This is a genomic window from Alteromonas gracilis (genome assembly GCF_002993325.1).
Taxonomy (GTDB): Bacteria; Pseudomonadota; Gammaproteobacteria; order Enterobacterales; family Alteromonadaceae; genus Alteromonas; species Alteromonas gracilis.
Genome location: NZ_PVNO01000025.1, coordinates 264,414 through 288,230, shown reverse-complemented (window position 1 = coordinate 288,230; position 23,817 = coordinate 264,414). Strand labels below are relative to the sequence as shown.

The following is a 23,817-nucleotide window of genomic DNA, read 5'->3' as shown; positions in this document are numbered from 1 at the left end:
CTTAACTACGTTAACTTTTCGATGAGCGCTCTGATACCCTGTTGCGCTAGCTCAAATTCAAAATCATCAATATCGATGAGAATTTGATTAATCTCATCATTGTATAGAGTTGGCGCTGCTTCACGCAGAACGACCAACTCCTCTTCATTGACCATGTTTTGCTCAACACTAATTAATAATATTTTGAGGTGCTCAAGTATGAGTTCATTATCGATGCTTTCATTTATAGCATCTTCAGCGTAAAGCGGAGACTCACTTAACATTAATTCAATTTTATCTAACGCCTCTCTTAACGCATTAATGTCATCAATATCCACCGTCGACTTTAGCGCTTGAGACTCAATATCGCTTGCTATATTGAAGAATGTTGTTAACCCCAGGTTGCCTGACGTACCTTTAAGTCGATGTGCTTGCTTCGTTATAGCAGCAAAGTCTTCTTTTATGGCTGAGTTCATCAACGCATTTATTTGATCGCGACACGTAGAAGTAAATTTGTCTACCTCTTGAAGAACCGCCGCTTCACTGCCCCATAACTCAATGGCTCTGTTTAAATCTAAGACGTGCTTTTCAACCAAAAGCGTAGGCACAGTTTGAGATTTTACGCGACGTTTACTGTGAACAGGTGCTTTGTTGCTTTCGACATTAAGTACTCGCGCAATCTCGTCCATCAATGAAGAAAAATCAACAGGTTTATTGGCAAAGCCCTCCATACCCGCTTGCTGAGCAGCGTGCTTGTCCTGTACAAGTACACTAGCAGTCAAAGCAATTATGGGCGTTGCCGGTAGCCCCTGCTCGCTTTCAAAGATTCGACGTTGTTTGGCTGCCTCCAACCCATCCATTCTCGGCATTTGCAAATCCATCAAAACAATGTCAAATGCTTCCTCGCGCATTTTTTCCAATGCTTCAATGCCATCTGTTGCTGTTTTTACATTATGGCCAGAGCGTGTAAGCAGCAGTGTGAGCAACTCTATATTTTGCAAAACGTCGTCAACGACTAATACGTTCAAGGTAGCGTCAAGATACGTTGTTTGTTCATTAATCATAGGAACACTACTTTCAACAAATTCTGCTACTTCGAGGGGAAGCCTGAAAGAAAAAACAGACCCATTGTTCTCTTCGCTTTTCGCGAAGATAGTACCGCCCATTAGTTCCACTAGCTGTTTAGAAATTGTCGTTCCTAATCCTGTACCACCGTACTTCCTGCTCATCGACGCGTCGGCTTGTGAAAATGGGTCGAAAACCCTGTCGAGTTGCTCACTCGTCATGCCAATACCGGTATCTGAGACATCAAAACAAACGAACTTTTCGTCGCTTTTCACATTGATGACCACCTGGCCTTGATGGGTAAATTTCACCGCATTTCCAATTAAGTTATTGAGAACTTGTCGAATACGCTCTGGCACACCTCTATAAGACGTGGCAACTTGGTCATCCACATGGAGTATCAATTCAACCTTTTTCCGTTTGGCCTCTAACCAGAATGTTGAAATAACTAAGTCGAGCTCTTCACGGATTATAAAATCCCGATAATCCAATTCGAGTTTTCCTTTGTCTAACTTAGCGCTGTCCAAAATGTCGTTGAGAAGGTGGAGAAGAGAACGCGCGGAACGATTTATGGTGGTAAGGTGAGACTTTTGCTCGTCTAATAATTCCTCGCCAAGCATGAGATCACTAAAGCCAATAATGGCATTCATTGGCGTGCGGATCTCATGGCTCATATTTGCAAGAAATGCGGTGCGAGTTGCTGCGGCTAGCTCTGCTTTTTCTTTTGCAGCTTTAAGCTCTTCTTCCATAACGCGTCTATGCGTTATATCCGAGATGAAGCCATCTATATATAGTACGTTCCCATCATCGTCTTTAACGTGGACGCCATGTTCTGTTACCCATTTCACGTCGCCAGACTTTGCAATAATGCGGTATTCAAATGAAAAACCGCCAGCGTCGCTATCAATATTTGAAAACATTTCCACATCATCGGGGTGGTAAAGCTCTGAAAACGAACGCTTAGGAGTGGGCAAAACAAAATCTTCGGGGGGATAGCCTGTGAGTTCTGTGACCGCATCACTAATAAAAACCATCGGCCAATCTGGATTTACAAGACAACGGTAAGCCACACCGGGAATATTGGAAATTAAACTTCTAAATTTAGCTTCACTTTCTCGAAGCGCATTTTCCATCTCTTTTCTTTTACGCAAATCAGAAGCGAAGGAGACGAACGTTGGCCTTCCATCTAGTTTGGTGTAGCCCACACCAACGCGGACGGGTATCTTTTCGCCATTTTTCCTTAAAATTTCGACTTCTCTTCCAGTACCTATAATTTGTTCTGTAGGCACACTTCGTTGACTAAAAAAGTCGTCACCATATAGATAGCGTTTTTCATGGGGGATAACTACGGATGCATGCTGTCCAACCAACTCGTCGGGTGTGAAGCCGTAGATATCTTCAACCGCAGGGTTGGCTGTTTTAATGATCCCCTTATCATCGACAGTAAGAATAGCATCGACCGCCGTATCCGTGATTGCTCTTTGCACCCGCTCGCTTTCTATGGCTCTGACCATCACATCGCGGTATTTGAACAGAAGGCTTACACCTAAAACCATAGTGATCAGTATCAGGGTAACAACGGCGATAGAGACAGCGAGATAGCCTGCAATACCTGATGATTGCGTAGACGTTTCCATGCCTGGCGGTAAAACAAATCTTGCGGCGGCCATACCGGTATAGTGCATACCTGATATTGCACCGCCCATAATTACGCTGGCCAACACCACATACTTTCCAAGAAAACTATGAGACTTAGTTGCTTTTTTAATGCCGAATTTTATCCAAAGAGCAAGCATTGCAAGGAGCACAGCTATCACAATAGAAAACGCGAACATAGTAAGGTCATATCGCAGCAATGGCGCCATTTCCATTGCTGCCATGCCGCTGTAATGCATTGTTCCAATACCTGAACCAACCAGTACACCGCCGAGTAAAATCTCACCTGCGCTAATACGCGACTTTGTTAAAAGGTAAAGCGCTACCCACGCGGCGGCTACGCCCGGTAATGCCGATAACCCCGTTAGCGTAGCGCTGTAGCTTACAGGTGTGCACAATTCAAAGGCTGTCATACCTAAAAAGTGCATAGACCAGATCCCACCGCCTAGCGCGACACTTCCAGTCCCTAGAAGAATATTCCGACGTAAACTGTCTTTTGTAACAGCCGCTTGTTCAGCAACGTTAAACGCCATAAACGAAGCAAACATGGCAACTAAGAGTGATAAAACAACCAAGGGAAAATGATACGCACCTTCAAGTAAGGTAGCGTGCTCGTCAAAAGTAAAAAAGCGGGAAATCATAGGGCGGCCAAACTACCTTATATGCAATTATTCTATTGGCGTATTGAGGTAACAATCATACACAGTTGTAGTGTAGTCGTTAATTTATTGTTTGTGATGTAGACAAAAGTCAGATAACAGCAGATATAAAAAAACCCAGCAAATGCTGGGTTCTTCTATGTGGTTGCGGGAGCAGGATTTGAACCTACGACCTTCGGGTTATGAGCCCGACGAGCTACCAGACTGCTCCATCCCGCGTCTGTTCGGTAAAGCTTGCTGAGCAAGACTTTTCTGGTATGTAAAAGTGGTTGCGGGAGCAGGATTTGAACCTACGACCTTCGGGTTATGAGCCCGACGAGCTACCAGACTGCTCCATCCCGCGATTGTACGGTAAAGTGTGCTATGCACAGCTTTTAAATTCTGGTCTATTTTCTGTGGTTGCGGGAGCAGGATTTGAACCTACGACCTTCGGGTTATGAGCCCGACGAGCTACCAGACTGCTCCATCCCGCGCCAGAAAATATCTGTTGAAAGCGTTTCGTTTAATGCCTCGCTTCAACGTGGTGCGTATTATACATAGGGACTTACTCAACACAAGTGCTTAGCACCGAAATATTTCATTTTTCTGACTGTTCGCAGCTTAATTGACCAATATGTATAAAGTTAATACGAAAAAGCGCGTATTCAACCCTACGCCCCCGGTTTTCCCAGCCGACCTATTGAAATTTTTCCATTTTTTCAGCAAGAGAAAAGTCGAGTTCTGTCAATCCATCGGCATCGTGCGTTGTAAGTGTTACCTCAACCCTGTTATAAACATTAAACCATTCTGGATGATGCTTTAACTTCTCGGCCCAAATAGCAATCTGAGACATCCAGCCAAATGCTCTGATAAAACTTTTAAACGTGAATGTTTTTTTGATGCAATCACCGCTTCGCTCCCAATGCGTGCCATCTGTAACTAAATCATTAAGTGCAGCCAGTTTAGTGGCAATAGTATCGTCCGCTAACTTTGTCGGCATTCTTATCTCCCAGTAGGTTTTTGTAAGTCTTTTACTTACTCTAAATAATGAGAGTTAGATTAGAAAAGGGATATGCATAAAACTTGAAAAAATATGTGGAGTTTTTAGTTTACAAAAAGCCGGCTTTGGAAGCCGGCTCTATCTTTCTGCAATTTTCAGCAATAACCTTAAAACTCTATTGCTAGCCTCGCATAAATTTGTCGACCACGAGGATCATGCACTTTTGAATCAAAGCCGCTGTTTGTGAATACCTGCGGTGGTTCTTCGTCAAATAAATTGACTCCACCTATGGTCAATACATAGCTTTGATCGGTGTCGAAAACGCTGCCTAAGTCAATGTTGTACTGAGCGTCAACCGTTAACATGCTGTCGATTTCATAAAAACCATTTGCACATCCACCGGTATTACTTGTTCCATCTGCACAGTTTTGATCATCGTCATATGATGATACGTATCGCAAGAACAGGTTTGCTGCGTGTACATCATGTTGCCAGTTGAGGCCAATATTCATGCGTAACTCTGGCGATGACACACCTATATTATTGAAGTTACGGCGACCAGCACCATCGATATCCCCAGCTTGCGGGTCGTTCAAGTCATACTTGGTAATATAAGTTGCTTGAATAGTCGGTGTAAAGTTCCCAAGCTCCGTCTCCATTTTATAGCTAGAAACGAAGTCTATGCCCGATGTTTCAAGCGAACTTGCGTTAACATAAGTATTGTTAATCTGTAATACAGGCCCCGTTAAAGGGTCACCAGCACGTACGATCCGCGACGTGTCAGTAGGGTCTGCGTTCAATAGCGCTTGCGCATTCTCCTGAATAATCAAATCTTCAAATTCAAAGTTCCAATAATCTAACTCGATTGATAAGTCTCTAAACGGCTCGTAAGAAAAACCTATGTTGTACGCTGTAGATTCCTCTGGTTTTAAATCCTCATTACCCGATGTACGCACAGCAACAAAAGCCTGCGCGCCTTGCACTGGGTCGACAACTTGTTGTAGTGACGTGGCTCCCCCTTGCGCTAGGAATACGGTTGGTGCTCTAAATGACGTTGAGATCGAGCCTCGTAGCGAAAAGTCGTCTGTCGCGCGCCATGATATAGCCAACTTAGGATCGACTGTGCTACCAATGCTACCGCCGTAATCTTCATAGCGAAGGGCTATTTGCACGTCGAGTTCGTCACTAACCGGTAACGCTAACTCCCCAAATGCTGCCCAAACATCTTGGCTTCCATCTAAGTCAGGGTTACCGATAACGAAGGTGAAACTGTCTTGATTAGATAATTCATCGTAATCCTGTCTCAGGCTGTTTTCACGATACTGAACCCCGAGTGCAAGCGCAGCATAGCCGCCACCCATTTCGAAAGTATCAAATGAAGTAAACGCTTCGAATACTTCTAAATCAGATTTCGAGTCGATGACCTGCTTAGCCGTAAATGAATTAAGTACATAGTCTGAGTTAGGTGCGCTTGTGTATGACGTTGCAAATGGATTGAAAAATTCGCAGCTACCTTCACCTGGCGTTCCCAAGACTGGGTTACAGTTTGAACCACCGAAACCTAACAGCGCGAGTTGAAATTCAGTGTTCAATACATCAGGTACTGAAAATACAAAGTCATTCACTGCTCTTGTATAACTTATTTCCCAGAAACCACTATCAGTAACCCCTTGTAAATTCGTGCTAAAGCGGAAAGTATCTGATTCGGTATTTGCAGCATCACCGGGCTGCCCGTTGCCTTCAGCACGGCCAAAAAACGACACCGCACGCCCAAATGGGTTTTGTGGGTGGTAGTCTGGAACCACTGGTGCAGTCAAAATAGGAAAGCTTGGCGCACCACCACGCTCGGCTCGGTTACGTGCCATGCCAATTTCAGTCGTCCATGTAATATCGTCAGTAAATTCGTACTCGGCACGAGTATATGCATTTATACGGCTTTCATCCGGCACATAAGAATAAAATGGCCCGAAATCGAAACCACAAAGGCCAACATCAAGCCCAGGCACTGTTCCTTCTGGTGCTAGTATCTGTGGAAAACCGCCAAATTCTTCACATCCAAACGGATCGATAACTGGAACACCTGGCGCGATGAAGAAGCTAGCTGGATTCCCTAAGGCACTGGTATCGTCTTGCGGACGACTCAAGCGTCTATCGCTTATAAAAAGCGGAGAACGATTTGTATAACTAATAGCCGCAATAACATTACCTTTATCGCCTGTCGCTCCCCATAGGCCCTGAAGGACATATTCTTTATTATCGCCATGTGCACCGTCTTGATAATCGACACTCACCATCGCACCATCGTAATTACGCTTTGTAATAAAGTTCACTACGCCTGCTACAGCATCAGAACCGTATAGCGCAGATGCACCGTCCTTTACTACTTCCATGCGATCGATGGCAATCATGGGAACTAATGAACTTGTATCTACGAAGTTCAAGCCTTCGTTTGTAGGCTGAGCGGTGACAACCTGTCGTTTGTTATTAAGAAGTACTAGGGTTGATGCAACACCAAGACCGCGAAGATTTATGTTAGATGTACCTGCTGTTGCGTTTTGAGTAAACGCATCAGGGTTATTTTCGGCACCGGTATTAATAGTAAGAGTCTGAGTAATGTCAGCAATGTTTTTCGCGCCAATCGCGTCGATAGCGACGCTATCTACGACAGCGAGGGGTGAAGGAGATTCAAAGTTTTCACTTCGACGAACGAAACTTCCGGTTACAAGAATGAGTTCAACATCTTTTTTAGCTTCTTGCTCATTCTCTACTTCAGCTTCTTGGGCTGATGCAAGGTAAGGAGAACAAAATAAAGCAGTGCCTACCATGGCGGCAACCGCTGTCTTACGCGTTTTAAATTTCATAGTGTGATTCCAAATCTGGGCTTATCACTACCGGCACTACTACCCACACTTTCCGCTAGCAACAGGCTGTTCGATTTTGTGTTGTTATTGTGATAGGCCATCCACAAATTGTGACCTACCGTTTTGATACTATGCGCGATTCCCATGTTTGTAAATTTATTGTGAATAATATGTTTACATTAATTTTACACATGGTCTGACCAGGTAGACTTTAGGCTAACTTAGAATGTTCATCTCACAATTTCATGAACTTACTTCATGAGAATATGTTTCACTCAATCGGTAATTCATACACACCAGCTGCTATTTTGCGCTTAGTTATCTATTATTCACTTTTATAAAATGCATAAATTTCAGAAGCATAGCCCATCTATGTGTTAGGAATGAATCTTGAAACTCTCTAAATAAAATATGTGAAGGTAAAGAGGGTTATGGAGTTTCCAAAAGTTGATGAGGTCTATAAGCTCTTAAGTGAAAAGCTTGAGAGTTGGATAGAAGGAGGTATCACCCTTCTCCCCAATATCGTTGTTGCGTTTCTTATCGCTATTTTGTTTGGAATTATTGCGAAAGTCGTCGGCAACGTTGTTGGAAAGCTCATGCGACGTACTTTCGAGTCTCGTCAAATAGCTAGTCTTCTTACTTCTATTATTAAATCTATTATCCTCGTGGCGGGCATCTTCATTGCGTTAGACTTTGTCGGGCTCAAGGGTACAGTCACATCTCTATTAGCCGGGGCCGGTATTGTAGGTTTAGCCATAGGCTTTGCCTTCCAAGACATGACTGAAAACTTTATCGCTGGTGTAGCGATGGGTATTAGAAAACCCTTTGAAATCGGCGATGTTATTGAGGCAGAGGGCGTTTTTGGGAATGTTAAGGAAATCAACCTTCGAAATACGCTGGTCGAGACCTTTTACGGGCAGTTAGAGGTAATTCCAAACAAGATACTATTTCGCAACATACTAACTAACTATTCAACGTTGGGTTATCGACGAATAGAGGTGCCGGTAGGCATATCATATGCAGATGATATTGAGCAAGCTGCAAAAGTCATCACAGATGCAATGAACGATAAAGACTATGTCATTAAGAGAGACGAAACCGCCGTTTATGCAGAGTCTTTCGGCGATTCCAGTATTAACCTTCTTTTATGGTTTTGGATTCGATATCCAGGAGAGCCTGGGTTTATGGTAGTGCGCCACGATGCCATAAATACGGTCAAAAAAGTATTAGAGGATAACGATATTCTTATTCCGTTTCCTATCAGGACATTGGACTTTAACGCCAAAGGCGGCGATAAGCTTAATGCAATGATTAACCAAAAAGAGGAAGGCGAAACAGGCAAGGTAGATTCAACTTCGACACAAACAACGTCGGATAAAAAAGCAGGTAACGATTCAGATCAACCTGGTGAAGAGTAAATCCAAAGGAGAAACAAATGGAAATGTTAAATTCAAATACACGTAAACATGCATTTTTGGCCCTTATACTTGCAGCAAGCATTGGTAGCCTCGGTGGCTGTGCAACCATTGAAGGCGCAGGCAAAGATATTCAAAGTGCAGGCGAAGCGGTAGAAGAAGGCGCTGAAGAAGCATCGAACTAGTACCTTCACAAGGTCGCTTCTAACGCACATTGTTATTTAGAAATTTAAAAAGCCTGAAGATAAGCGAAAGCATCGTTCAGGCTTTTTTATTTCTAGTATTTCAGTGATGAGTTTTATATGGAAAAGCTAAAACGTTGGGAAAATTCTAAACGTGCACGTGCGCAGGCCTACGGCTTTAACACGGCTAGCATGAGGAAGCTACCGAAAAGCGCTGGATTCCCGCTAGATTTGAGCAAACATGATGCTTCTACTTTAAACAGTTTGCCCTGTGGCTTTTCAGTCACCTCAACAAGAGTAAAATGATACTTCAGCGAGTCGTTACTTTTAACCGGTTCAAGAAAGCGCAATTTATCTATGCCGTAATTTATCATAGACGCAATTTTATCACTGGGAGATATGACTTCCGCGAAAGCCTTTGGCATTAGACTTGCGCTTAAAAAACCGTGAGCAATGGTTGATTTAAAGGGGCTTTCCATCTCGCAACGCGCTACATCTAAGTGTATCCATTGGTGATCTCCCGTCGCATCTGCAAACTGATTAATCATGTCCTGAGTTATTGGCAGCCATTCAGACTGTTCCAGTGAATCTCCTACCGATAAATCCAAAAGTGTTTTCATGTTCGCGTCTCTTTCCTGTTGAATATTGTTAAAACTACTATTATTCACTTGAATGTTTCAATTAACTTTTAATAATAGGTATTTATAAATATTCTTGTTACACTAACGTAAATTATTCGTAGATGCTATGTAGCGGCACGAGAAGTTGTTGCAATTGTTTTCGCTGAGTCGCACTCAGTGCTTTTTTCATCTATTGGCTTTTTTTCAGGGCATTCGCTCTTAAAGGATTAGTTATGAATCTCAATAGAATAGATTTGAACCTTTTTGCTGTATTCGACGCCATTTATACCGCCGGAAGTTTAACCAAGGCAGCAGATGTTTTGTGTATCACACAACCTGCTGTGAGTAATTCATTAGCTAGATTGAGAGAAATGCTAAATGACCCGCTTTTTGTGAGAACGGGCCACAGCATGACACCAACACCCGTTGCGCAAAACATTATTGTACCTGCCCGCCAAGCCTTGGCGTTACTTCGCAAAAGTGTGCAAGAAAGCCATACCTTCGACCCGCTAACAGCGGAGAAGTCGTTTAACTTTGCGAGCCGAGATTTGCTTGAAGCTAGTATCATGCCTCGCTTAGTTGCAAGACTTCAAAACCTGGCACCAAATATAGGTCTAACTAATTATGAGATACCGCGAAGCCAAGTGGTATCGGCAATGGCGGCAGGTACACTAGACTTTTTTGCCGATGCATCTACCTTTACCGACCCTCACTTGTGCAAAGAAAAGATAGCGCAGGACAGATTCGTCGTATTGGCTCGAAAAAATCACCCTGCCCTCAAAAATGGACTGGATCTCGAGACTTTTCTTCGACTTGGGCATATCAATGTTTCCCAGCGGAAATCAGGGGCAGGTCCTATTGATGTCGCATTAGACAAGATGGGGAAAAGAAGAAAAGAAGTCATGCGCGGTCAACACTTTCTTACTGTACCAAGCACAATTGTGAAAACTGATTTGATAGCGTGTTTACCATTTCATTTAGCAAAACATTATGACCTTGCTATATATGAGATGCCGTTTGACCTTCCCCCTGTAGAATACTACTTATATTGGCATGTAAGCGCAGACCATGACTATGCTCACATGTGGATGCGTGAGCAGATTATGGAAGTGGCAAGTAACTTCAAACCGCACTAAAACACTCAATAAAAAGCGCTTAACGTAAGCGCTTTTTTAGTATCAAGTCTTAGTTATAACCCTGCATACCCGTGTATTGTTAATAACATTTCCATACTCCTCAATTTATCTTTTAATTACCTCGAGCGAACAAACAAATCTAAATTTACTTGAGGAATTAACCATGTTGAAAATAGTTAAAACTTCTCTTGTTATCGCAGCATCATTTGGTATGTCGGGTATCGCACATGCCGATGTTAGCGAGGCACTAGCAAACATTTGCACTATCGTACAAGCAGACGATAAAGGCGAACTTAGAAAAAAAATGCGTTCAGTGGAATCTGACTATCGCATGAAATTGAAAGACTACTATTCAGGTATCAGCTGCGGTGGTAACAGTCTTATTCGCACCGCACTTCTAAGCAACGCCGTTGAAGCTGGCGAGCTGCTTGTTAAAAAAATGCCTAAGAGCGATTTGGAAGCACCAGAAGCTGACGGGAAAACGCTTCAAGCTTGGGTGGCTGAAAACGGTCTACAAGATAACCCGATTGCAGCGGTAATCAACGACCGTCTGTAATACCTTTTCACACCATGTGAACCGTTTCAACATGGTTGCAGAGAAATCTGCACTTTAAAAAGCGACCTTCGGGTCGCTTTTTTCTTTTCATCTTTAAAAGAAAAAAGGAGAGTTATTGCTAACTCTCCTTTTTTCTAATTATGAGTAACTAATAACTAACCGGCTTTAGCCACCGCTAGCTTTTCTTCAAAAAGTCCTTCGCTTATCGAAAGTACAGGCTCATTTTGATAAATACGCGCTAGGAATGCCTTATAGGCATCAGCTAATTTTTCTTTTTGAGCAAGCTCGCCAAACACTTCTTCTATCTTCAAAAAGCGTAAGGTGGCTGTTTCGTTTTGCTGAGCAGCGCGATGAAACATGTCGGACAATACGCCGTTTATTTTTTATGGCTTTCCATCTTGAAAGATAATGTATCGCCTCGTTGCAAAGTCGATTTTATTTATGATGAGTTAGGTAAGCTTGCAGGTTCTAGCTTGAATAGCGAGAACAGCAAACGCAAAAAACAGCATGAACGCTGTTTTTTTACACTTTATTTGATCATTTCCCATCCACCAGTTCTGGTATGCGTTAACCTCGCAAACCCTTTAATACTAAAGGCTATAACGAAGCTCACGCTATCTACGCCTTTAGTATAAGGTATCAAGTGACATACATGGTTATTTGAGTGAATGTTTTTTAATCATCACGGTTGTCTTTTAATGAAAGCCGAACAAACAATCTCTCTAAATTATTAAAGATACGAAGGAAATTTAACCATGTTGAAAATCGTTAAAACTTCTCTAATCATCGCTACATCAACACTTGCTTTTTCAAACACAGCGCAAGCGAATGACATAAACGAAGCACTTGCAAACATTTGTACTATCGTTCAGGCAGACGATAAGGGCGAGCTCCGCAAAAAGATGCGTAGCGTTCAGTCAGACTTTAAATTAAAGCTTCGCGATTACTACTCAGGTATTTCATGCGGCGGGCAAAGCTTAATCCGCACCGCGCTTAGCAGTAATGCGGTTGAAGTAGGTACGCTACTTGTTAAGAATATGCCGAGTAAAGATCTTGCTGAACCAGAATCAGACGGCAAAACATTACAAGCTTGGATTGCTGAGAAAGGACTGCAGAGCTCTCCAATATCAGCTGAGCTTAACGACAGAATTTAGGTATCATACCACATCACCATGTGAATCGATTCAACATGGTTGCAGCGAATGCTGCACTCGAAGGCCCCACTGCTACGGGGCCTTTTTTATTGGTGCGCTACCTACGTTAAGACTGACTACCGCTTAAAGTATACTTTCGTATACCCTGTTATTTTACAGCATGTTTTTCAATTAGTTAGATTAGGGTTTAATACATCTCAACGAACAAACATTAACTAAACAACAACCGAAGGAATTTAACCATGTTGAAAATCGTTAAAACTTCTCTAGTAATTGCGGCATCTACTCTAGCTTTTTCTAACGCAGCACAGGCGAATGATATCAACGAAGCACTAGCAAATATCTGCACAATCGTTCAAGCAGACGATAAAGGTGAACTTCGTAAAAAAATGCGTAGCGTACAATCAGACTACAAGTTAAAACTTCGCGACTACTACTCAGGTATTTCTTGCAACGGCCAAAGCCTCATTAGAACGGCTATTACTAGCAACGCAGTTGAAGTGGGTACGCTACTCGTTAAGCAGATGCCTAGCAAAGACTTGGCTGAGCCTGAGTCAGATGGCAAGACATTGCAAGCTTGGATTGCTGAGCAAGGTCTTCAAAGCTCACCAATTTCAGCTGAACTTAACGGCAGAATCTAATATAAAAATTTAGTCACACCATGTGATGTAACGCTTCAACATGGTAGCGGCGGGACGCCGCACTAGAGGCCCCTTCTTGGGGCCTCACCCTTTTCTAAGCCTCAAAATATTCTGCTATTTTTTCGCACATCTCACATGCTCTGTTTTTTGAAAGTTAAGTAACGATAACTCACGCAAATATATGTTAAGTGGTGTTATACCTTTTCGCATAAATAAGTGCCACACAGTTCGAAAGCATCAATCTACTTTCCCATAACACTAAAATCAGAGAGTGAATAAAGATGAACGGGTATGCACTTGATGATCTTCTTCGTGTTCAAGGAGACTAAACAAATTCTAGTTTTAGTGATATCAGGAAGGAGAGTCAGGCCCAATCACATAGCTATGTAAAAGTTATCTAATTATAAAGCCCTTTATCGTAGCAGCTCTGTCAGGCAATGCGGTGCAAAGTAATAGAGAAGTGGCTGCTATTGTCCTCTCACGGAGATATACAGTAAGTCAGCCGTCTATGTCAGAATTGTGTAGCAACTATCACGTTGCACACTTGGTTTTACTTTTAAAAACAAAAAGACCGAACTAAATGGCGTATCCAACTATAAATTTGGTTACCCCATTCGCTCGGCCTTATATGCGCATCTTTAGCTACGCGCGTATTTTAGAGCTCGTTTTACTACTATGCCATTACTCGACAGCAAACATACTCTCTGGCATAGACATCAAGTTATCTGCACCTGATTGCATCGCAGAAACCAGCGAGCGAGTGCGCGTTAACAGACGGTCAAAGTAGAAGCCTGTCGTTAAGATCTTGCTCTTGTAGAACTCGGTTTCTGTACTACCTGCATCAAGCTGCTCTTGCGCTTTTACTGCCATTTTGAGCCAGAAATAAGCCACCGATACATAGCCTGAATACATTAAGTAATCGACTGACGCAGCACCAATTTCATCTGGATTAGACGCGGCTGCTTTACCAATATCCATAGTAATTTGCTGCCACTCGTCAAGGTGTGAGCTAAGCGCATTAGTCCAAGCACTGAACTGTGCGTTGTCACGTAGAGAGTTGCAGTAGTCGCGCACTTCTTGAACAAATACGTTAAGCAGCTCACCATTAGAACCCATCACTTTACGGCCTAATAGATCAACCGCTTGGATACCTGTAGTCCCTTCATACATGGTACAAATACGTGTATCACGGGCTAGCTGTTCCATGCCCCATTCTTTAATGAAGCCATGACCACCATAAACCTGCATGCCGTAGCTAGTTGCTTCCTGGGCTGTTTCAGTTAGAAACGCTTTCACGATAGGTGTTAAGAAAGCCAGTTTAGCTTCGGCTACTTGTTTTTCTGCAGCGTCATCACCGTATAACGTAACGTCTACTAGTTGCATGCAGTAGGCAGCAAGCGCGCGATTACCTTCCGCGAAAGCTTTTTGCGTCAACAACATACGGCGTACATCAGGGTGCACGATAATAGGATCAGCCGGGCCATCTGGGTTCTTGCGCCCCGTCAATGAACGGAACTGGATACGGTCTTTTGCGTAGCGCAATGCACCCTGGAAGGCAGCCTCAGACGCGGCTAAACCCTCAAGCCCCGTACCTATCCGTGCAGTATTCATGAAGGTGAACATGCAGTTAAGACCACGGTTTGGAGGGCCAATCAAGAAGCCTTTAGCGCCGTCAAAGTTAATCACACAGGTAGCGCTGGCTTTGATACCCATCTTATGTTCAATGCTGCCACAGCTCACTGCGTTTCTATCTTGCTTTTCCCCGTCTTCAGAGACGTTGAATTTAGGCACAACAAATAGCGAGATACCCTTAGTGCCTTCTGGTGCGTCTGGTAAACGAGCCAACACAATGTGAACGATATTTTCCGACATATCGTGTTCACCAGCAGAGATAAAGATTTTCGTCCCCGTTAAGCTGTAGCTACCATCTTCCTGAGGTTCCGCACGGCATTTAAGCATGCCAAGGTCTGAACCGCAGTGCGCTTCAGTTAGGCACATTGTTCCCGTCCACTCGCCACTGATGAGTTTCTCAAGGAACATCTTTTGCTGTAGTTCTGTGCCATGAGCTTTTAACGTTTCCATACAGCCTTGGCTGAGACCTGGATACATTGCCCACGAGTGGTTCGCACCTGAGAACCACTCAGCAATAATAGAAGACAGTGAGTACGGCAGCGCCTGCCCGCCAAACTCTTCTGGGTGAGACATACTTGGCCAGCCGCCTTCTACGTAGGTTTGGTAGGCTTCTTTGAAGCCTTTCGGCGTCGTTACTTCACCATCAACCCACTTACAGCCTTCCTCGTCACCCGACGCGTTGATAGGCGCCAGCGTGTTTTCAGAGAACTTTGCGGCTTCAGCGAAAATTGCCGACACCAAGTCTTCTGAAGCTTCTTCGAAACCTAACTTCTGATAGTGATTTTGATAATCTAATAGCTCATGTGTTACAAACATGGCGTCACGTTGTGGAGCTTTATAACCTTCCATACCCAATACCTATAGAACTTCAAATAAACCAGCAGCGCCCATGCCGCCACCGATACACATGGTACATACTACATACTTTGCACCGCGTCGTTTACCTTCGATGAGTGCGTGACCCACCATGCGAGCACCGCTCATGCCGTACGGGTGACCAATAGAAATGGCACCGCCGTTTACATTTAATAATTCGTCTGGAATGCCCAACTTATCGCGACAATACAGAACCTGTACTGCGAACGCTTCGTTAAGCTCCCATAGACCAATATCGTCCATGGTTAATCCATGCTGCTTTAATAGCTTAGGAATGGCGAATACTGGGCCAATCCCCATTTCATCTGGCTCACAGCCTGCTACTGCAATACCGCGATAGATACCAAGTGGCTGAGCACTCCCCTTCGCCGCTGACTGCTCATCCATAATAACGGTCGCGCTAGCGCCGTCAGAGAGCTGACTTGCGTTACCTGCGGTAATGCAGCCACCTTCGATAACAGGGTTAAGTGCCTTTAGGCCCTCTAACGTGGTCTCTGGACGATTACCTTCATCTTTTGACAAGGTAACTTCACGCTCTGATGTTTCACCCGTTTCTTTGTTAAAAACCGCTTGGACTGCGGTAATTGGCACAATTTCATCATCAAACTTACCCGCTTCCTGCGCCGCTGCGGTTCGCATTTGACTTTGATAACCGTATTCGTCTTGAACGTCGCGGCTAATATTGTAGCGCTTGCCCACAACTTCAGCAGTTTGAAGCATTGGCATGTAGATATCTTTGTGCTTAGCGACAAGCGCAGGGTCTACCGCACGAAACATGTTCATATTCTTGTTTTGCACTAAAGAAATCGAATCTAAGCCACCTGCTACCATAATATTGGTATCGCCAGTGCGGATTGAGTTTGCTGCGGTGGCAATTGCATACATGCCAGAACTGCATTGGCGGTCAAGCGTCATACCCGCCACTGTCACCGGTAAACCACCAGCCAAACCAGCCAAACGACCAATATTCATGCCGCCACTGCCTTGTGTCAGTGCTGCGCCCATCACCACGTCATCGACACTGGCAGGGTCGATGCCCGCACGTGCTACTGCGTTTTGAATAGCGTGCCCACCTAATGACGGTGCGGGTAAGTTGTTTAGGGCACCTTTATAAGCCCGCCCAATTGGCGTTCGTGCTGTACTTACGATAACTGCATCACGCATATTTATATTCCTTTCATTTAGGCTGAGAGTTCAGCCAGAATTTAGCTAGGCTTGTGTACTTTTCACTCGCTGCCTAGCTTTACCAAGTCTTTATATCTAGTGACGAAAACTTTTACCCGCTCTCGTCGTTAATTTCTTGCTACATCTAGTTACGACTACTTCGCTTGATAGCTTTTAAACGTGCCGCCGTCTTGCGCTAATTTCACTAGCAGATCACTTGGCTCAAGCCACATTTTTCCGTACTCACCCAATTGATCACGATAAGTAGTCAGCTTTTCTAAAATAGTGCCAAGCCCTACTTCATCGGCATATTGCATAGGACCGCCGCGATACACTGGGAAACCATAACCGTAAACATAAATCACATCGATATCGCTTGATTTAGCCGCAATGCCCTCTTCTAAGATGGCAGCACCCTCGTTTATTAATGAGTACATCACGCGAACGAGAATTTCCTCATCGCTGATGTCTGAGCGCTGCTCAACCCCAAGACGTTCTGCCTCTTGTTTTGCAATTTCTAGTACCTCAGGGTCGGGGATTGGCACTCGACTGCCTGGCTCATAGTTGTAGGTCCCACGTCCGGTTTTAAGGCCGTTGCGCCCCTTTTCTACCAAACGATCTGCTACTGCGCCATAAGCAGGATCGTGTGAGATATATTCTTGGCGAGATTGACGCACGTAGTAACCAATATCTAAGCCTGCCATGTCGCCCATGGTGAACGGCCCCATCGGCATGCCAAACTCGGTTAGGACGCGATCAACCTGTTCAGGCGTCGCTCCCTCAAGAAGCAATCTGTTGGCTTCACGACCGTAAGGCTCAATCATGCGGTTACCCACAAAACCGAAGCAAACGCCAACCAACACCGCTACTTTTTTAATGCGTTTAGCCATTTTCATACAAGTCTTAATGACTTCTGCAGATGTCTTCTCTGCTTTTACGACTTCAAGCAGCTTCATTACATTAGCTGGCGAGAAGAAGTGAAGACCAATGACATCTTCTGGGCGCGATGTGGCAGTCGCAATTTCGTCAATATCTAATGTTGACGTATTAGACGCTAAGATGGCGCCGGGCTTACACACTTTGTCAAGCGTCGAAAACACCGTTTTCTTCACTTCCATCTTCTCGAACACGGCTTCAATAACAAGATCAACATCAGCCAAATCGTCATAGGAAGTCGTTCCAGACAGCAGCGCCATACGGCTTTCCACTTGCTCTTGGGTTAACTTGCCTTTTTTCGCTGAATTTTCGTAATTCTTTCGAATGAGCGCCAACCCTTTTTCCAGCGCCTCTTCTTTAAGTTCAAGCATTGTGACCGGAATGCCAGCATTGGCAAAGTTCATGGCAATACCGCCACCCATGGTACCTGCGCCAATGATGGCGACTTTCTCAATACTGCGTTCAGGGGTGTTTTTATCGAAATCACTTACGTGACCCGCCGCGCGTTCGGCAAAGAAAAAATGCTGCTGAGCACGAGCTTGTGGCGTATTCATGCATTCCATGAAGAGTTTGCCTTCGTTTTTAAGGCCATCTTCAAACGAAAGTGTGTAGGCACCGCGAACAGCTTCGATACATTTAAGCGGTGCAAAGAATCCTCGCGTTGCTTTTTTAGTTTGTGCAGTAACTGCATCGAAAACCGCCTGCGTTTCGTCAGACATGGTTAGCGCAATGTCGCTGGTACGCTTTATCGCGTTTTCTGGCGTTAGCGATTGTAGGTAATTTTTTGTATCTTCAAGCAGATGCTCTGGCTTGTCAGAAATCTTATCGAACACACCAGGAAGCTTAACCACCGACGTTGGTTTGCCTGTTACAATCATTTCTAAGGATGTTTGAGCGTCAGCTAAGCGTGGAAGTCTTTGCGTACCGCCTGCGCCAGGCAAAATGCCGAGATTAACTTCAGGTAAACCGACTTTATTGTCGGCAAAGGTGATGCGATGATGACAGGCTAATGCAACCTCTAAACCACCACCAAATGCAGGCCCAGGGAGGACAGCAAGAACCGGCTTAGACGCATTTTCTATCTTGTCTAAAACTTCAGGCAGTATGGGTGATAAATCGCCGCCAGAGAATTCGCTAATATCGGCACCGCCTGAGAAAATAGGTAGTGAAGAAGTAATGACAATAGTGTTTACACTATCATCACGTAATGCGTCGTCTATACCGCCTATCAACCCTACTCTAAGCGCGCGCGACAGCGCATTCACCGGCGCGCTCTGCATTGTCAGCGTAGCAACACCATGTTGTACTGCATATTCTACGGCTTTATTTTCCATCTCAGTCATAACCATGTCCTGTTTATCACGTTAACTGGATGTTATTGCAGTGTTGTTAATCATCCAAGTTTATTGGTGTTATAGACATTTATCATAATTTTTAATAATCACCGCCAGCCCCTTTGCTGTTTCATTTCTTGATGTAGAGCTCGTCCTACCTTGCTTAAGGTTTATTTGACAGAAAATAAAACCAGTGTTTTTGTTAACTGAGCAACACTTGTTATTACATTTTATTTACAAAAGGATAATTGGCTATGCAAGTGCTTAAAACACCGGAAAGCGCCTTCAACAAGATTACAGACTTTCCCTACTCTCCATGCTTCACTGAAATAACAGATACAGTCAGCAGTGAAATGACAATGGCCCATTATCAATGCGGACCAGAAGATGGACACACAGTCCTTTTAATGCACGGTGAACCTACGTGGGCATATTTATACCGTAAAATGATGCCCGTATTGGCCGAAGCGGGATTCAACGTCATAGCACCGGATCTCATTGGTTTTGGGCGTTCAGATAAACCTATTAGAAAAGAAGATTATTCCTACGCTCGACATCTGATATGGATAAAGGATTGGTTTACGCAGGTTGTGAAAGGGCCTACCACCTTGTTCTGCCAAGACTGGGGAGGGTTGTTAGGGCTGCGACTCGTTGCTGACATGCCAGATTACTTTTCAGGTGTTATGGTTTCGAATACCGGATTACCAACCGGTGACCATTTGCCAAGCGAGGCGTTTATTAAATGGCGCCGCTTTTCACAAGATGTGCCGATATTTCCCACTTCAACAATTATTCAAAATGGGACGACAACAGAATTAGATGAAGCGACACTTGCTGCTTACGACGCTCCCTTCCCTGATGAGCAATACAAAGCAGGGGCGCGGATGTTTCCCCTACTTGTCCCTACAAGCCCAGACAGTGCAGAAGCACAGGCTAATAAGCGAGCATGGGATAAATTAAAGCAATTCAAAAAACCATTTATAACGGCTTTCGGCGATAGCGACCCCATAACGAAAGGCGGCGATAAATTATTTCAAAAACTTATCCCCGGCTGCAAAGGCATGGCCCATAGGTTAGTAGAAAACGGTGGTCACTTTATTCAGGAAGACCAGGGGGAACTGCTAGCTAACTTGCTTATTCAGTTTATTAAGAAAACCCAACTTAAGTAAGAAGGTTTTCAACAAACACTAAACCATTAACCATTAGGAGATAACCATGGATGCTCTACTCGATTTTTCAGGGCAAGTTGTATTAATTACAGGCGCTGGAAGCGGTTTTGGCCGCTTGTTATCACTCGGCCTTGCCAACCGCGGCGCAAAACTTGTTCTTTCAGATATTAATGAGACTGCACTAGAGGAGACGAAAAAGGACGTAAAAGGCCTCACTGATGTGGTGGTACTAGCGGGTAATATTGCCAGTGAATCACTTAATAAAGACTTAGTTGATAAAGCCATGAAAACCTTTGGCAGGCTGGATATCGCAGTGAATAACGCCGGTATTGCCCACAATCCAGCGCCTATTCACCAAATGACTGAGGAAATTATGGACTCCCAGTTTGCAGTGAATGTTAAGGGCGTTATGTTTGGAATGAAGTATCAAATTCCGGTAATGCTCGCACAAAAACAAGGGCATGTTTTAAATGTGAGTTCACTAGCAGGGCTAGGTGGAGCACCTAAAGGTGGAGCATACGCAGCCGCTAAACATGCGGTATCGGGTATAACGCGAACCGCCGCAGTAGAATACGGGCGCAAAAACGTTCGCGTTAACGCCATATGCCCCTTTTATAGCCCAACTAATATTTTAAACGTGGATGGTTATAACACCCCTGAGGCACGGGAACAGCTTGGCATGGGCAGCCCAATGAAACGCCTTGGCGAGCCGCAAGAAATCGTTAACACCATGATGCTCATGTTGTCACCAGGCAATAGCTATATGAACGGGCAAACAATAGCCGTAGACGGTGGTGTAACCGCATGGTGATGTACCTCTAATATCCATATAAGGCGTATTCAGCTATATAAAGGTATAAGAATGGATACCCTGGTATAACACGTAATGTTTCGATTTCATTCTACTTTAGGTGTAATGATCTCGAACAAACAAAGCCGACGAATGAGGTGGGTGCAACCGCCTCTTACGTCGAACCTGTCTTAGACAAGATGAAAGCCACGCTAATTGATTTTTAAGAGAAACGTGTTATGAAAACGCTGAGTAAATACATGCTTTTATCAATCGCGCTTAGCTCAATGGCATCATCACCCTCTTTTGCCCTAGAGAATGAGGCATCCCTTTCGATGACTCAAGCACAGGAAATCTCGTCTAATCAAAACGTTAAAAAGCAACGCCTAAACAAGTCATTGGCGCTTAACGCTCTTAAACGCAGTATTTTTCCAGTGTCTCAAAGTAAAAAGCAGCCAAGCGGCCTTTTCTTAATTCATAGCGTTTTGCCCAACAACAGTTCGAAAGCTAACTAGCAACTATTAGACATTTAGCTGAGCTGACTAAGCTATCGCTTTATAAATTGGAAGCTTAGTGGATAAACCCACAATTCACCTTTATTAGCTTTTACTGCCGCCACGATGGCGAAGATAAGATTCATCAAGCCAAGTACAATAAAACCTAGCGCACCAATCAAAATAAACGTCAAGATAAAACAAATCACCGAGTATACAAGCAAACTCAGCAACCAATTCGCTGTCACTCTTCCGTGCTGATTAATATCTTCATTTTGATCTTTATGCGCTATCCAAAGCACAATTGGCAGGACAATACCTAAGCCAGGAATAACAAAGCTGGATAATTGAGACACGTGTATCAGTGTACAGTAGCTTCGAGCATTAAGTCCCCAATAAAGCGGTTCTTCCGTTGACATAATTTTCCTTACTTTTGAGTTAGTGTGACTCGATAGGTTATGGCCCTATCTTTATGTTGGCCATTAGCCATTATATATACCGTGTGTCGTAAAAAAAGCAAACGTACAAATAGCGAAGTTCAAATTTGTTTTACAAAAGCCATGTAGCGTTACACAATGCTTTCGCATGTCTATGTGAACGTTGATTCACGTTAAAAATAAAACAACTAAAGGACAAAGTATGCTCAATCATAAACGCACTCTGATAGCGGCTGTGGTCAGTCTATCACTTGTAGGATGTGGCGAAAGTACTACACAGACAGAAATCAAACCCGAACTCACCGCACAAGATGCAAAACAATTCTTGCAACAAGCACAAGACGATGTTGCAAAAATGCAGGTTCCGGCTGCGCACGCAGAGTGGAGCTATGCCACCAACATCAACTTCGATACTGCTGCCGTTAGCGCCTACTTTAATGAAGTGCTTTCAACGAAAGTCGCTAAGTTAGCTAAAGAGGCGGCGAAGTTTAATGATGTAGACGTTGATGCTGATACCCGCAGGCAACTTGAACTGCTAAAAAACAGCTTAACTATGCCGCCGCCAGCCGATACAAAAAAAGCAGAACGCTTAGCAAAAATAGGCTCTGAACTGAGCGCTATGTACGGTTCAGGCGAATATTGTGGCAATGACGGTTCTTGCAAAAGCTTAGTAGAAATGAGCGGTGAAATGGCGACCCTGCGCGACGCCGATAAACTATTAGAGTATTGGGCGGGCTGGCGTGAGGTATCAAAACCAATGGCGCCACTTTATGCCGAACAAGTATCGCTTGCTAACGAAGGTGCAGCAGAACTAGGATTTGAAAACGTAAGTGCGTTGTGGCGTGGCAAATACGATATGCCTGCTGATGAATTTCCAAAAGAATTAGACCGTTTATGGACGCAAGTTGAGCCTTTCTACGAGTCACTTCATTGTCATGTTCGAGCAAAGCTTGGTGAACATTATGGTGAAGACGTTGTGCCGCAAGACAAGCCTATTCCCGCGCATTTATTAGGAAATATGTGGGCGCAGAGCTGGGGTAATATTTACGATATCGTTAAACCTCAACAAGAAATGCAAGTGCCAGATGTTACCGGTGCATTGGCTGCACAAGGCTATGACGAAATTGCTATGGTGAAACAGGCTGAGTCGTTTTTCTCGTCCCTTGGTTTTGAAGAACTGCCAAATACGTTCTGGGAACGTTCTATGTTTCAAAAGCCCGAAGGCCGTGACGTACAATGCCATGCTTCAGCTTGGGACCTAGATGACAAAGACGATCTTCGTATTAAGATGTGTATCCAGAAGACGGGCGAAGAGTTCAATGTTATTCATCACGAACTGGGACACAACTATTACCAGCGTGCTTATAAGGATCAACCTTTACTCTATCGCGGTTCGGCAAACGACGGCTTCCACGAAGCTATCGGTGACACTATCGCCCTGTCTATTACGCCTAAATACCTGAAGCAAATCGACTTAATTGACGAGATTCCAGACGCGTCTAACGATATTGGTATGCTAATGCAGGTTGCACTAGACAAGATAGCCTTTATTCCTTTTGGTTTGATGGTTGACCAATGGCGCTGGAAAGTCATGTCTGGTGAGGTGACCCCAGAGCAATACAATCAGCTATGGTGGGAACTAAGAGAAAAGTACCAAGGCGTAATGGCTCCTACTGAGCGCAGCGCCGATGCGTTTGACCCTGGAGCAAAGTATCACGTTCCTGCCAACGTACCTTACACACGCTACTTTTTAGCGCACATCCTTCAATTCCAATTCCATAAGGCGTTGTGTGATATCGCAGGTGACGAAGGCCCGCTAAATCGCTGCTCTATTTACGGTAGTAAAGAGGCGGGTAAAGCACTGAACGAGATGTTGGAAATGGGTATGAGCCAGCCTTGGCAAAATGCATTAGAGACATTGACAGGGTCACCGCAAATGGATGCCAGCACCATTGCAGACTATTTTGCACCACTAAAGACATGGCTTGATGAGCAAAACGCCTCACGCCAATGTGGCTGGTAAATTGTCTGCTATTGAGAGCAACGTAAAACGCTCAATGTAAGTGATAAAGCCTCTAGTAT

19 protein-coding genes and 3 tRNA genes are annotated in these 23,817 nt (G+C 44.1%); 10 read left to right on the top strand and 12 right to left on the bottom strand.

Features of this window, described 5'->3' with window-relative positions:
- Positions 1 to 5: 5 nt before the first annotated feature.
- From C6Y39_RS09805 to C6Y39_RS09780, 6 genes are all read right to left on the bottom strand, one after another.
- Positions 6 to 3,341 (bottom strand): MHYT domain-containing protein, encoded by a 3,336-nt coding sequence (locus C6Y39_RS09805; RefSeq protein ID WP_105931076.1) that lies wholly within the window; start codon positions 3,339 to 3,341, stop codon positions 6 to 8.
- 160 nt (positions 3,342 to 3,501) lie between these two features.
- Positions 3,502 to 3,578: transfer RNA gene (locus C6Y39_RS09800), tRNA-Met, on the bottom strand.
- Positions 3,579 to 3,625: 47 nt separating this feature from the next.
- A tRNA-Met gene (locus tag C6Y39_RS09795) sits at positions 3,626 to 3,702 on the bottom strand.
- 53 nt (positions 3,703 to 3,755) lie between these two features.
- Positions 3,756 to 3,832, bottom strand: a tRNA-Met gene (locus C6Y39_RS09790).
- A gap of 203 nt (positions 3,833 to 4,035) precedes the next feature.
- Positions 4,036 to 4,338: a 4a-hydroxytetrahydrobiopterin dehydratase gene (locus tag C6Y39_RS09785; protein ID WP_105931075.1), complete on the bottom strand. Its 303-nt coding sequence runs from the start codon at positions 4,336 to 4,338 to the stop codon at positions 4,036 to 4,038.
- 167 nt (positions 4,339 to 4,505) lie between these two features.
- Positions 4,506 to 7,199 (bottom strand): TonB-dependent receptor plug domain-containing protein, encoded by a 2,694-nt coding sequence (locus C6Y39_RS09780; RefSeq protein ID WP_105931074.1) that lies wholly within the window; start codon positions 7,197 to 7,199, stop codon positions 4,506 to 4,508.
- A gap of 431 nt (positions 7,200 to 7,630) precedes the next feature.
- On the opposite strand from C6Y39_RS09780, the gene C6Y39_RS09775 reads away from it, so the two are divergent.
- The gene (locus tag C6Y39_RS09775; RefSeq protein WP_105931073.1) at positions 7,631 to 8,617 is read left to right on the top strand and encodes a mechanosensitive ion channel family protein; all 987 of its coding nucleotides are present in this window, start codon (positions 7,631 to 7,633) and stop codon (positions 8,615 to 8,617) included.
- Positions 8,618 to 8,634: 17 nt separating this feature from the next.
- Positions 8,635 to 8,799: an entericidin A/B family lipoprotein gene (locus C6Y39_RS09770; RefSeq protein ID WP_105931072.1), complete on the top strand. Its 165-nt coding sequence runs from the start codon at positions 8,635 to 8,637 to the stop codon at positions 8,797 to 8,799.
- Between the two features lie 167 nt (positions 8,800 to 8,966).
- Here C6Y39_RS09770 and C6Y39_RS09765 read toward each other — a convergent pair whose 3' ends face one another.
- Positions 8,967 to 9,416 carry a MaoC family dehydratase gene (locus C6Y39_RS09765; RefSeq protein WP_105931071.1) on the bottom strand — a complete coding sequence of 150 codons (450 nt, stop codon included), beginning with the start codon at positions 9,414 to 9,416 and terminating at the stop codon, positions 8,967 to 8,969.
- Positions 9,417 to 9,649: 233 nt separating this feature from the next.
- Here C6Y39_RS09765 and C6Y39_RS09760 point away from each other — a divergent pair, with 233 nt between their 5' ends.
- Entirely contained in the window at positions 9,650 to 10,552 is a 903-nt protein-coding gene (locus C6Y39_RS09760) for a LysR family transcriptional regulator (protein ID WP_105931070.1), read from the top strand.
- Between the two features lie 163 nt (positions 10,553 to 10,715).
- Complete coding sequence (locus C6Y39_RS09755) at positions 10,716 to 11,108, top strand: DUF3718 domain-containing protein (RefSeq protein WP_105931069.1); 393 nt, start codon at positions 10,716 to 10,718, stop codon at positions 11,106 to 11,108.
- Positions 11,109 to 11,263: 155 nt separating this feature from the next.
- On the opposite strand, the gene C6Y39_RS09750 is transcribed toward C6Y39_RS09755, so the two are convergent.
- Entirely contained in the window at positions 11,264 to 11,467 is a 204-nt protein-coding gene (locus C6Y39_RS09750; protein ID WP_240618858.1) for a hypothetical protein, read from the bottom strand.
- 396 nt (positions 11,468 to 11,863) lie between these two features.
- Between C6Y39_RS09750 and C6Y39_RS09740 the strand changes: the two genes are divergently transcribed.
- Together C6Y39_RS09740 and C6Y39_RS09735 are read left to right on the top strand one after the other, a co-directional pair.
- A complete protein-coding gene (locus C6Y39_RS09740; RefSeq protein ID WP_105931067.1) occupies positions 11,864 to 12,262 on the top strand; it encodes a DUF3718 domain-containing protein in 399 nt (132 codons plus the stop codon).
- Positions 12,263 to 12,504: 242 nt separating this feature from the next.
- On the top strand, positions 12,505 to 12,903 hold the full coding sequence (locus C6Y39_RS09735; protein WP_105931066.1) for a DUF3718 domain-containing protein: 399 nt from the start codon (positions 12,505 to 12,507) through the stop codon (positions 12,901 to 12,903).
- A 681-nt stretch (positions 12,904 to 13,584) separates the two neighbouring features.
- On the opposite strand, the gene C6Y39_RS09730 is transcribed toward C6Y39_RS09735, so the two are convergent.
- From C6Y39_RS09730 to C6Y39_RS09720, 3 genes are all read right to left on the bottom strand, one after another.
- Positions 13,585 to 15,384, bottom strand: a complete 1,800-nt coding sequence (locus C6Y39_RS09730) for an acyl-CoA dehydrogenase C-terminal domain-containing protein (protein WP_024016198.1) — start codon at positions 15,382 to 15,384, stop codon at positions 13,585 to 13,587.
- A 9-nt stretch (positions 15,385 to 15,393) separates the two neighbouring features.
- Positions 15,394 to 16,575 (bottom strand): acetyl-CoA C-acyltransferase, encoded by a 1,182-nt coding sequence (locus C6Y39_RS09725; RefSeq protein WP_105931065.1) that lies wholly within the window; start codon positions 16,573 to 16,575, stop codon positions 15,394 to 15,396.
- Positions 16,576 to 16,730: 155 nt separating this feature from the next.
- Positions 16,731 to 18,854: a 3-hydroxyacyl-CoA dehydrogenase NAD-binding domain-containing protein gene (locus C6Y39_RS09720; protein WP_105931064.1), complete on the bottom strand. Its 2,124-nt coding sequence runs from the start codon at positions 18,852 to 18,854 to the stop codon at positions 16,731 to 16,733.
- A 245-nt stretch (positions 18,855 to 19,099) separates the two neighbouring features.
- On the opposite strand from C6Y39_RS09720, the gene C6Y39_RS09715 reads away from it, so the two are divergent.
- From C6Y39_RS09715 to C6Y39_RS09705, 3 genes are all read left to right on the top strand, one after another.
- Complete coding sequence (locus C6Y39_RS09715; protein ID WP_105931063.1) at positions 19,100 to 20,014, top strand: haloalkane dehalogenase; 915 nt, start codon at positions 19,100 to 19,102, stop codon at positions 20,012 to 20,014.
- A 46-nt stretch (positions 20,015 to 20,060) separates the two neighbouring features.
- Positions 20,061 to 20,825, top strand: a complete 765-nt coding sequence (locus C6Y39_RS09710; RefSeq protein WP_105931062.1) for an SDR family NAD(P)-dependent oxidoreductase — start codon at positions 20,061 to 20,063, stop codon at positions 20,823 to 20,825.
- Positions 20,826 to 21,043: 218 nt separating this feature from the next.
- Positions 21,044 to 21,319, top strand: coding sequence for a hypothetical protein (locus C6Y39_RS09705; protein WP_105931061.1), 276 nt, complete (start codon positions 21,044 to 21,046; stop codon positions 21,317 to 21,319).
- Between the two features lie 32 nt (positions 21,320 to 21,351).
- Here the strand turns inward: C6Y39_RS09705 and C6Y39_RS09700 are convergent, their stop codons facing one another.
- Positions 21,352 to 21,717 (bottom strand): DUF4870 domain-containing protein, encoded by a 366-nt coding sequence (locus C6Y39_RS09700; protein ID WP_105931060.1) that lies wholly within the window; start codon positions 21,715 to 21,717, stop codon positions 21,352 to 21,354.
- Positions 21,718 to 21,937: 220 nt separating this feature from the next.
- Here C6Y39_RS09700 and C6Y39_RS09695 point away from each other — a divergent pair, with 220 nt between their 5' ends.
- Positions 21,938 to 23,758, top strand: coding sequence for a M2 family metallopeptidase (locus C6Y39_RS09695; RefSeq protein WP_105931059.1), 1,821 nt, complete (start codon positions 21,938 to 21,940; stop codon positions 23,756 to 23,758).
- The last annotated feature ends 59 nt before the right edge of the window (positions 23,759 to 23,817 follow it).

What these genes read in the sequence shown, in the direction of transcription:
- C6Y39_RS09720 (WP_105931064.1), bottom strand. Translation starts at nt 18,854, where the DNA reads ATGACTGAGATGGAAAATAAAGCCGTAGAATATGCAGTACAACATGGT.
- C6Y39_RS09805 (WP_105931076.1), bottom strand. Translation starts at nt 3,341, where the DNA reads ATGATTTCCCGCTTTTTTACTTTTGACGAGCACGCTACCTTACTTGAA.
- C6Y39_RS09715 (WP_105931063.1), top strand. Translation starts at nt 19,100, where the DNA reads ATGCAAGTGCTTAAAACACCGGAAAGCGCCTTCAACAAGATTACAGAC.
- C6Y39_RS09770 (WP_105931072.1), top strand. Translation starts at nt 8,635, where the DNA reads ATGGAAATGTTAAATTCAAATACACGTAAACATGCATTTTTGGCCCTT.
- C6Y39_RS09705 (WP_105931061.1), top strand. Translation starts at nt 21,044, where the DNA reads ATGAAAACGCTGAGTAAATACATGCTTTTATCAATCGCGCTTAGCTCA.
- C6Y39_RS09740 (WP_105931067.1), top strand. Translation starts at nt 11,864, where the DNA reads ATGTTGAAAATCGTTAAAACTTCTCTAATCATCGCTACATCAACACTT.
- C6Y39_RS09750 (WP_240618858.1), bottom strand. Translation starts at nt 11,467, where the DNA reads ATGTTTCATCGCGCTGCTCAGCAAAACGAAACAGCCACCTTACGCTTT.
- C6Y39_RS09775 (WP_105931073.1), top strand. Translation starts at nt 7,631, where the DNA reads ATGGAGTTTCCAAAAGTTGATGAGGTCTATAAGCTCTTAAGTGAAAAG.
- C6Y39_RS09730 (WP_024016198.1), bottom strand. Translation starts at nt 15,384, where the DNA reads ATGGAAGGTTATAAAGCTCCACAACGTGACGCCATGTTTGTAACACAT.
- C6Y39_RS09785 (WP_105931075.1), bottom strand. Translation starts at nt 4,338, where the DNA reads ATGCCGACAAAGTTAGCGGACGATACTATTGCCACTAAACTGGCTGCA.
- C6Y39_RS09780 (WP_105931074.1), bottom strand. Translation starts at nt 7,199, where the DNA reads ATGAAATTTAAAACGCGTAAGACAGCGGTTGCCGCCATGGTAGGCACT.
- C6Y39_RS09725 (WP_105931065.1), bottom strand. Translation starts at nt 16,575, where the DNA reads ATGCGTGATGCAGTTATCGTAAGTACAGCACGAACGCCAATTGGGCGG.
- C6Y39_RS09700 (WP_105931060.1), bottom strand. Translation starts at nt 21,717, where the DNA reads ATGTCAACGGAAGAACCGCTTTATTGGGGACTTAATGCTCGAAGCTAC.
- C6Y39_RS09695 (WP_105931059.1), top strand. Translation starts at nt 21,938, where the DNA reads ATGCTCAATCATAAACGCACTCTGATAGCGGCTGTGGTCAGTCTATCA.
- C6Y39_RS09765 (WP_105931071.1), bottom strand. Translation starts at nt 9,416, where the DNA reads ATGAAAACACTTTTGGATTTATCGGTAGGAGATTCACTGGAACAGTCT.
- C6Y39_RS09755 (WP_105931069.1), top strand. Translation starts at nt 10,716, where the DNA reads ATGTTGAAAATAGTTAAAACTTCTCTTGTTATCGCAGCATCATTTGGT.
- C6Y39_RS09760 (WP_105931070.1), top strand. Translation starts at nt 9,650, where the DNA reads ATGAATCTCAATAGAATAGATTTGAACCTTTTTGCTGTATTCGACGCC.
- C6Y39_RS09735 (WP_105931066.1), top strand. Translation starts at nt 12,505, where the DNA reads ATGTTGAAAATCGTTAAAACTTCTCTAGTAATTGCGGCATCTACTCTA.
- C6Y39_RS09710 (WP_105931062.1), top strand. Translation starts at nt 20,061, where the DNA reads ATGGATGCTCTACTCGATTTTTCAGGGCAAGTTGTATTAATTACAGGC.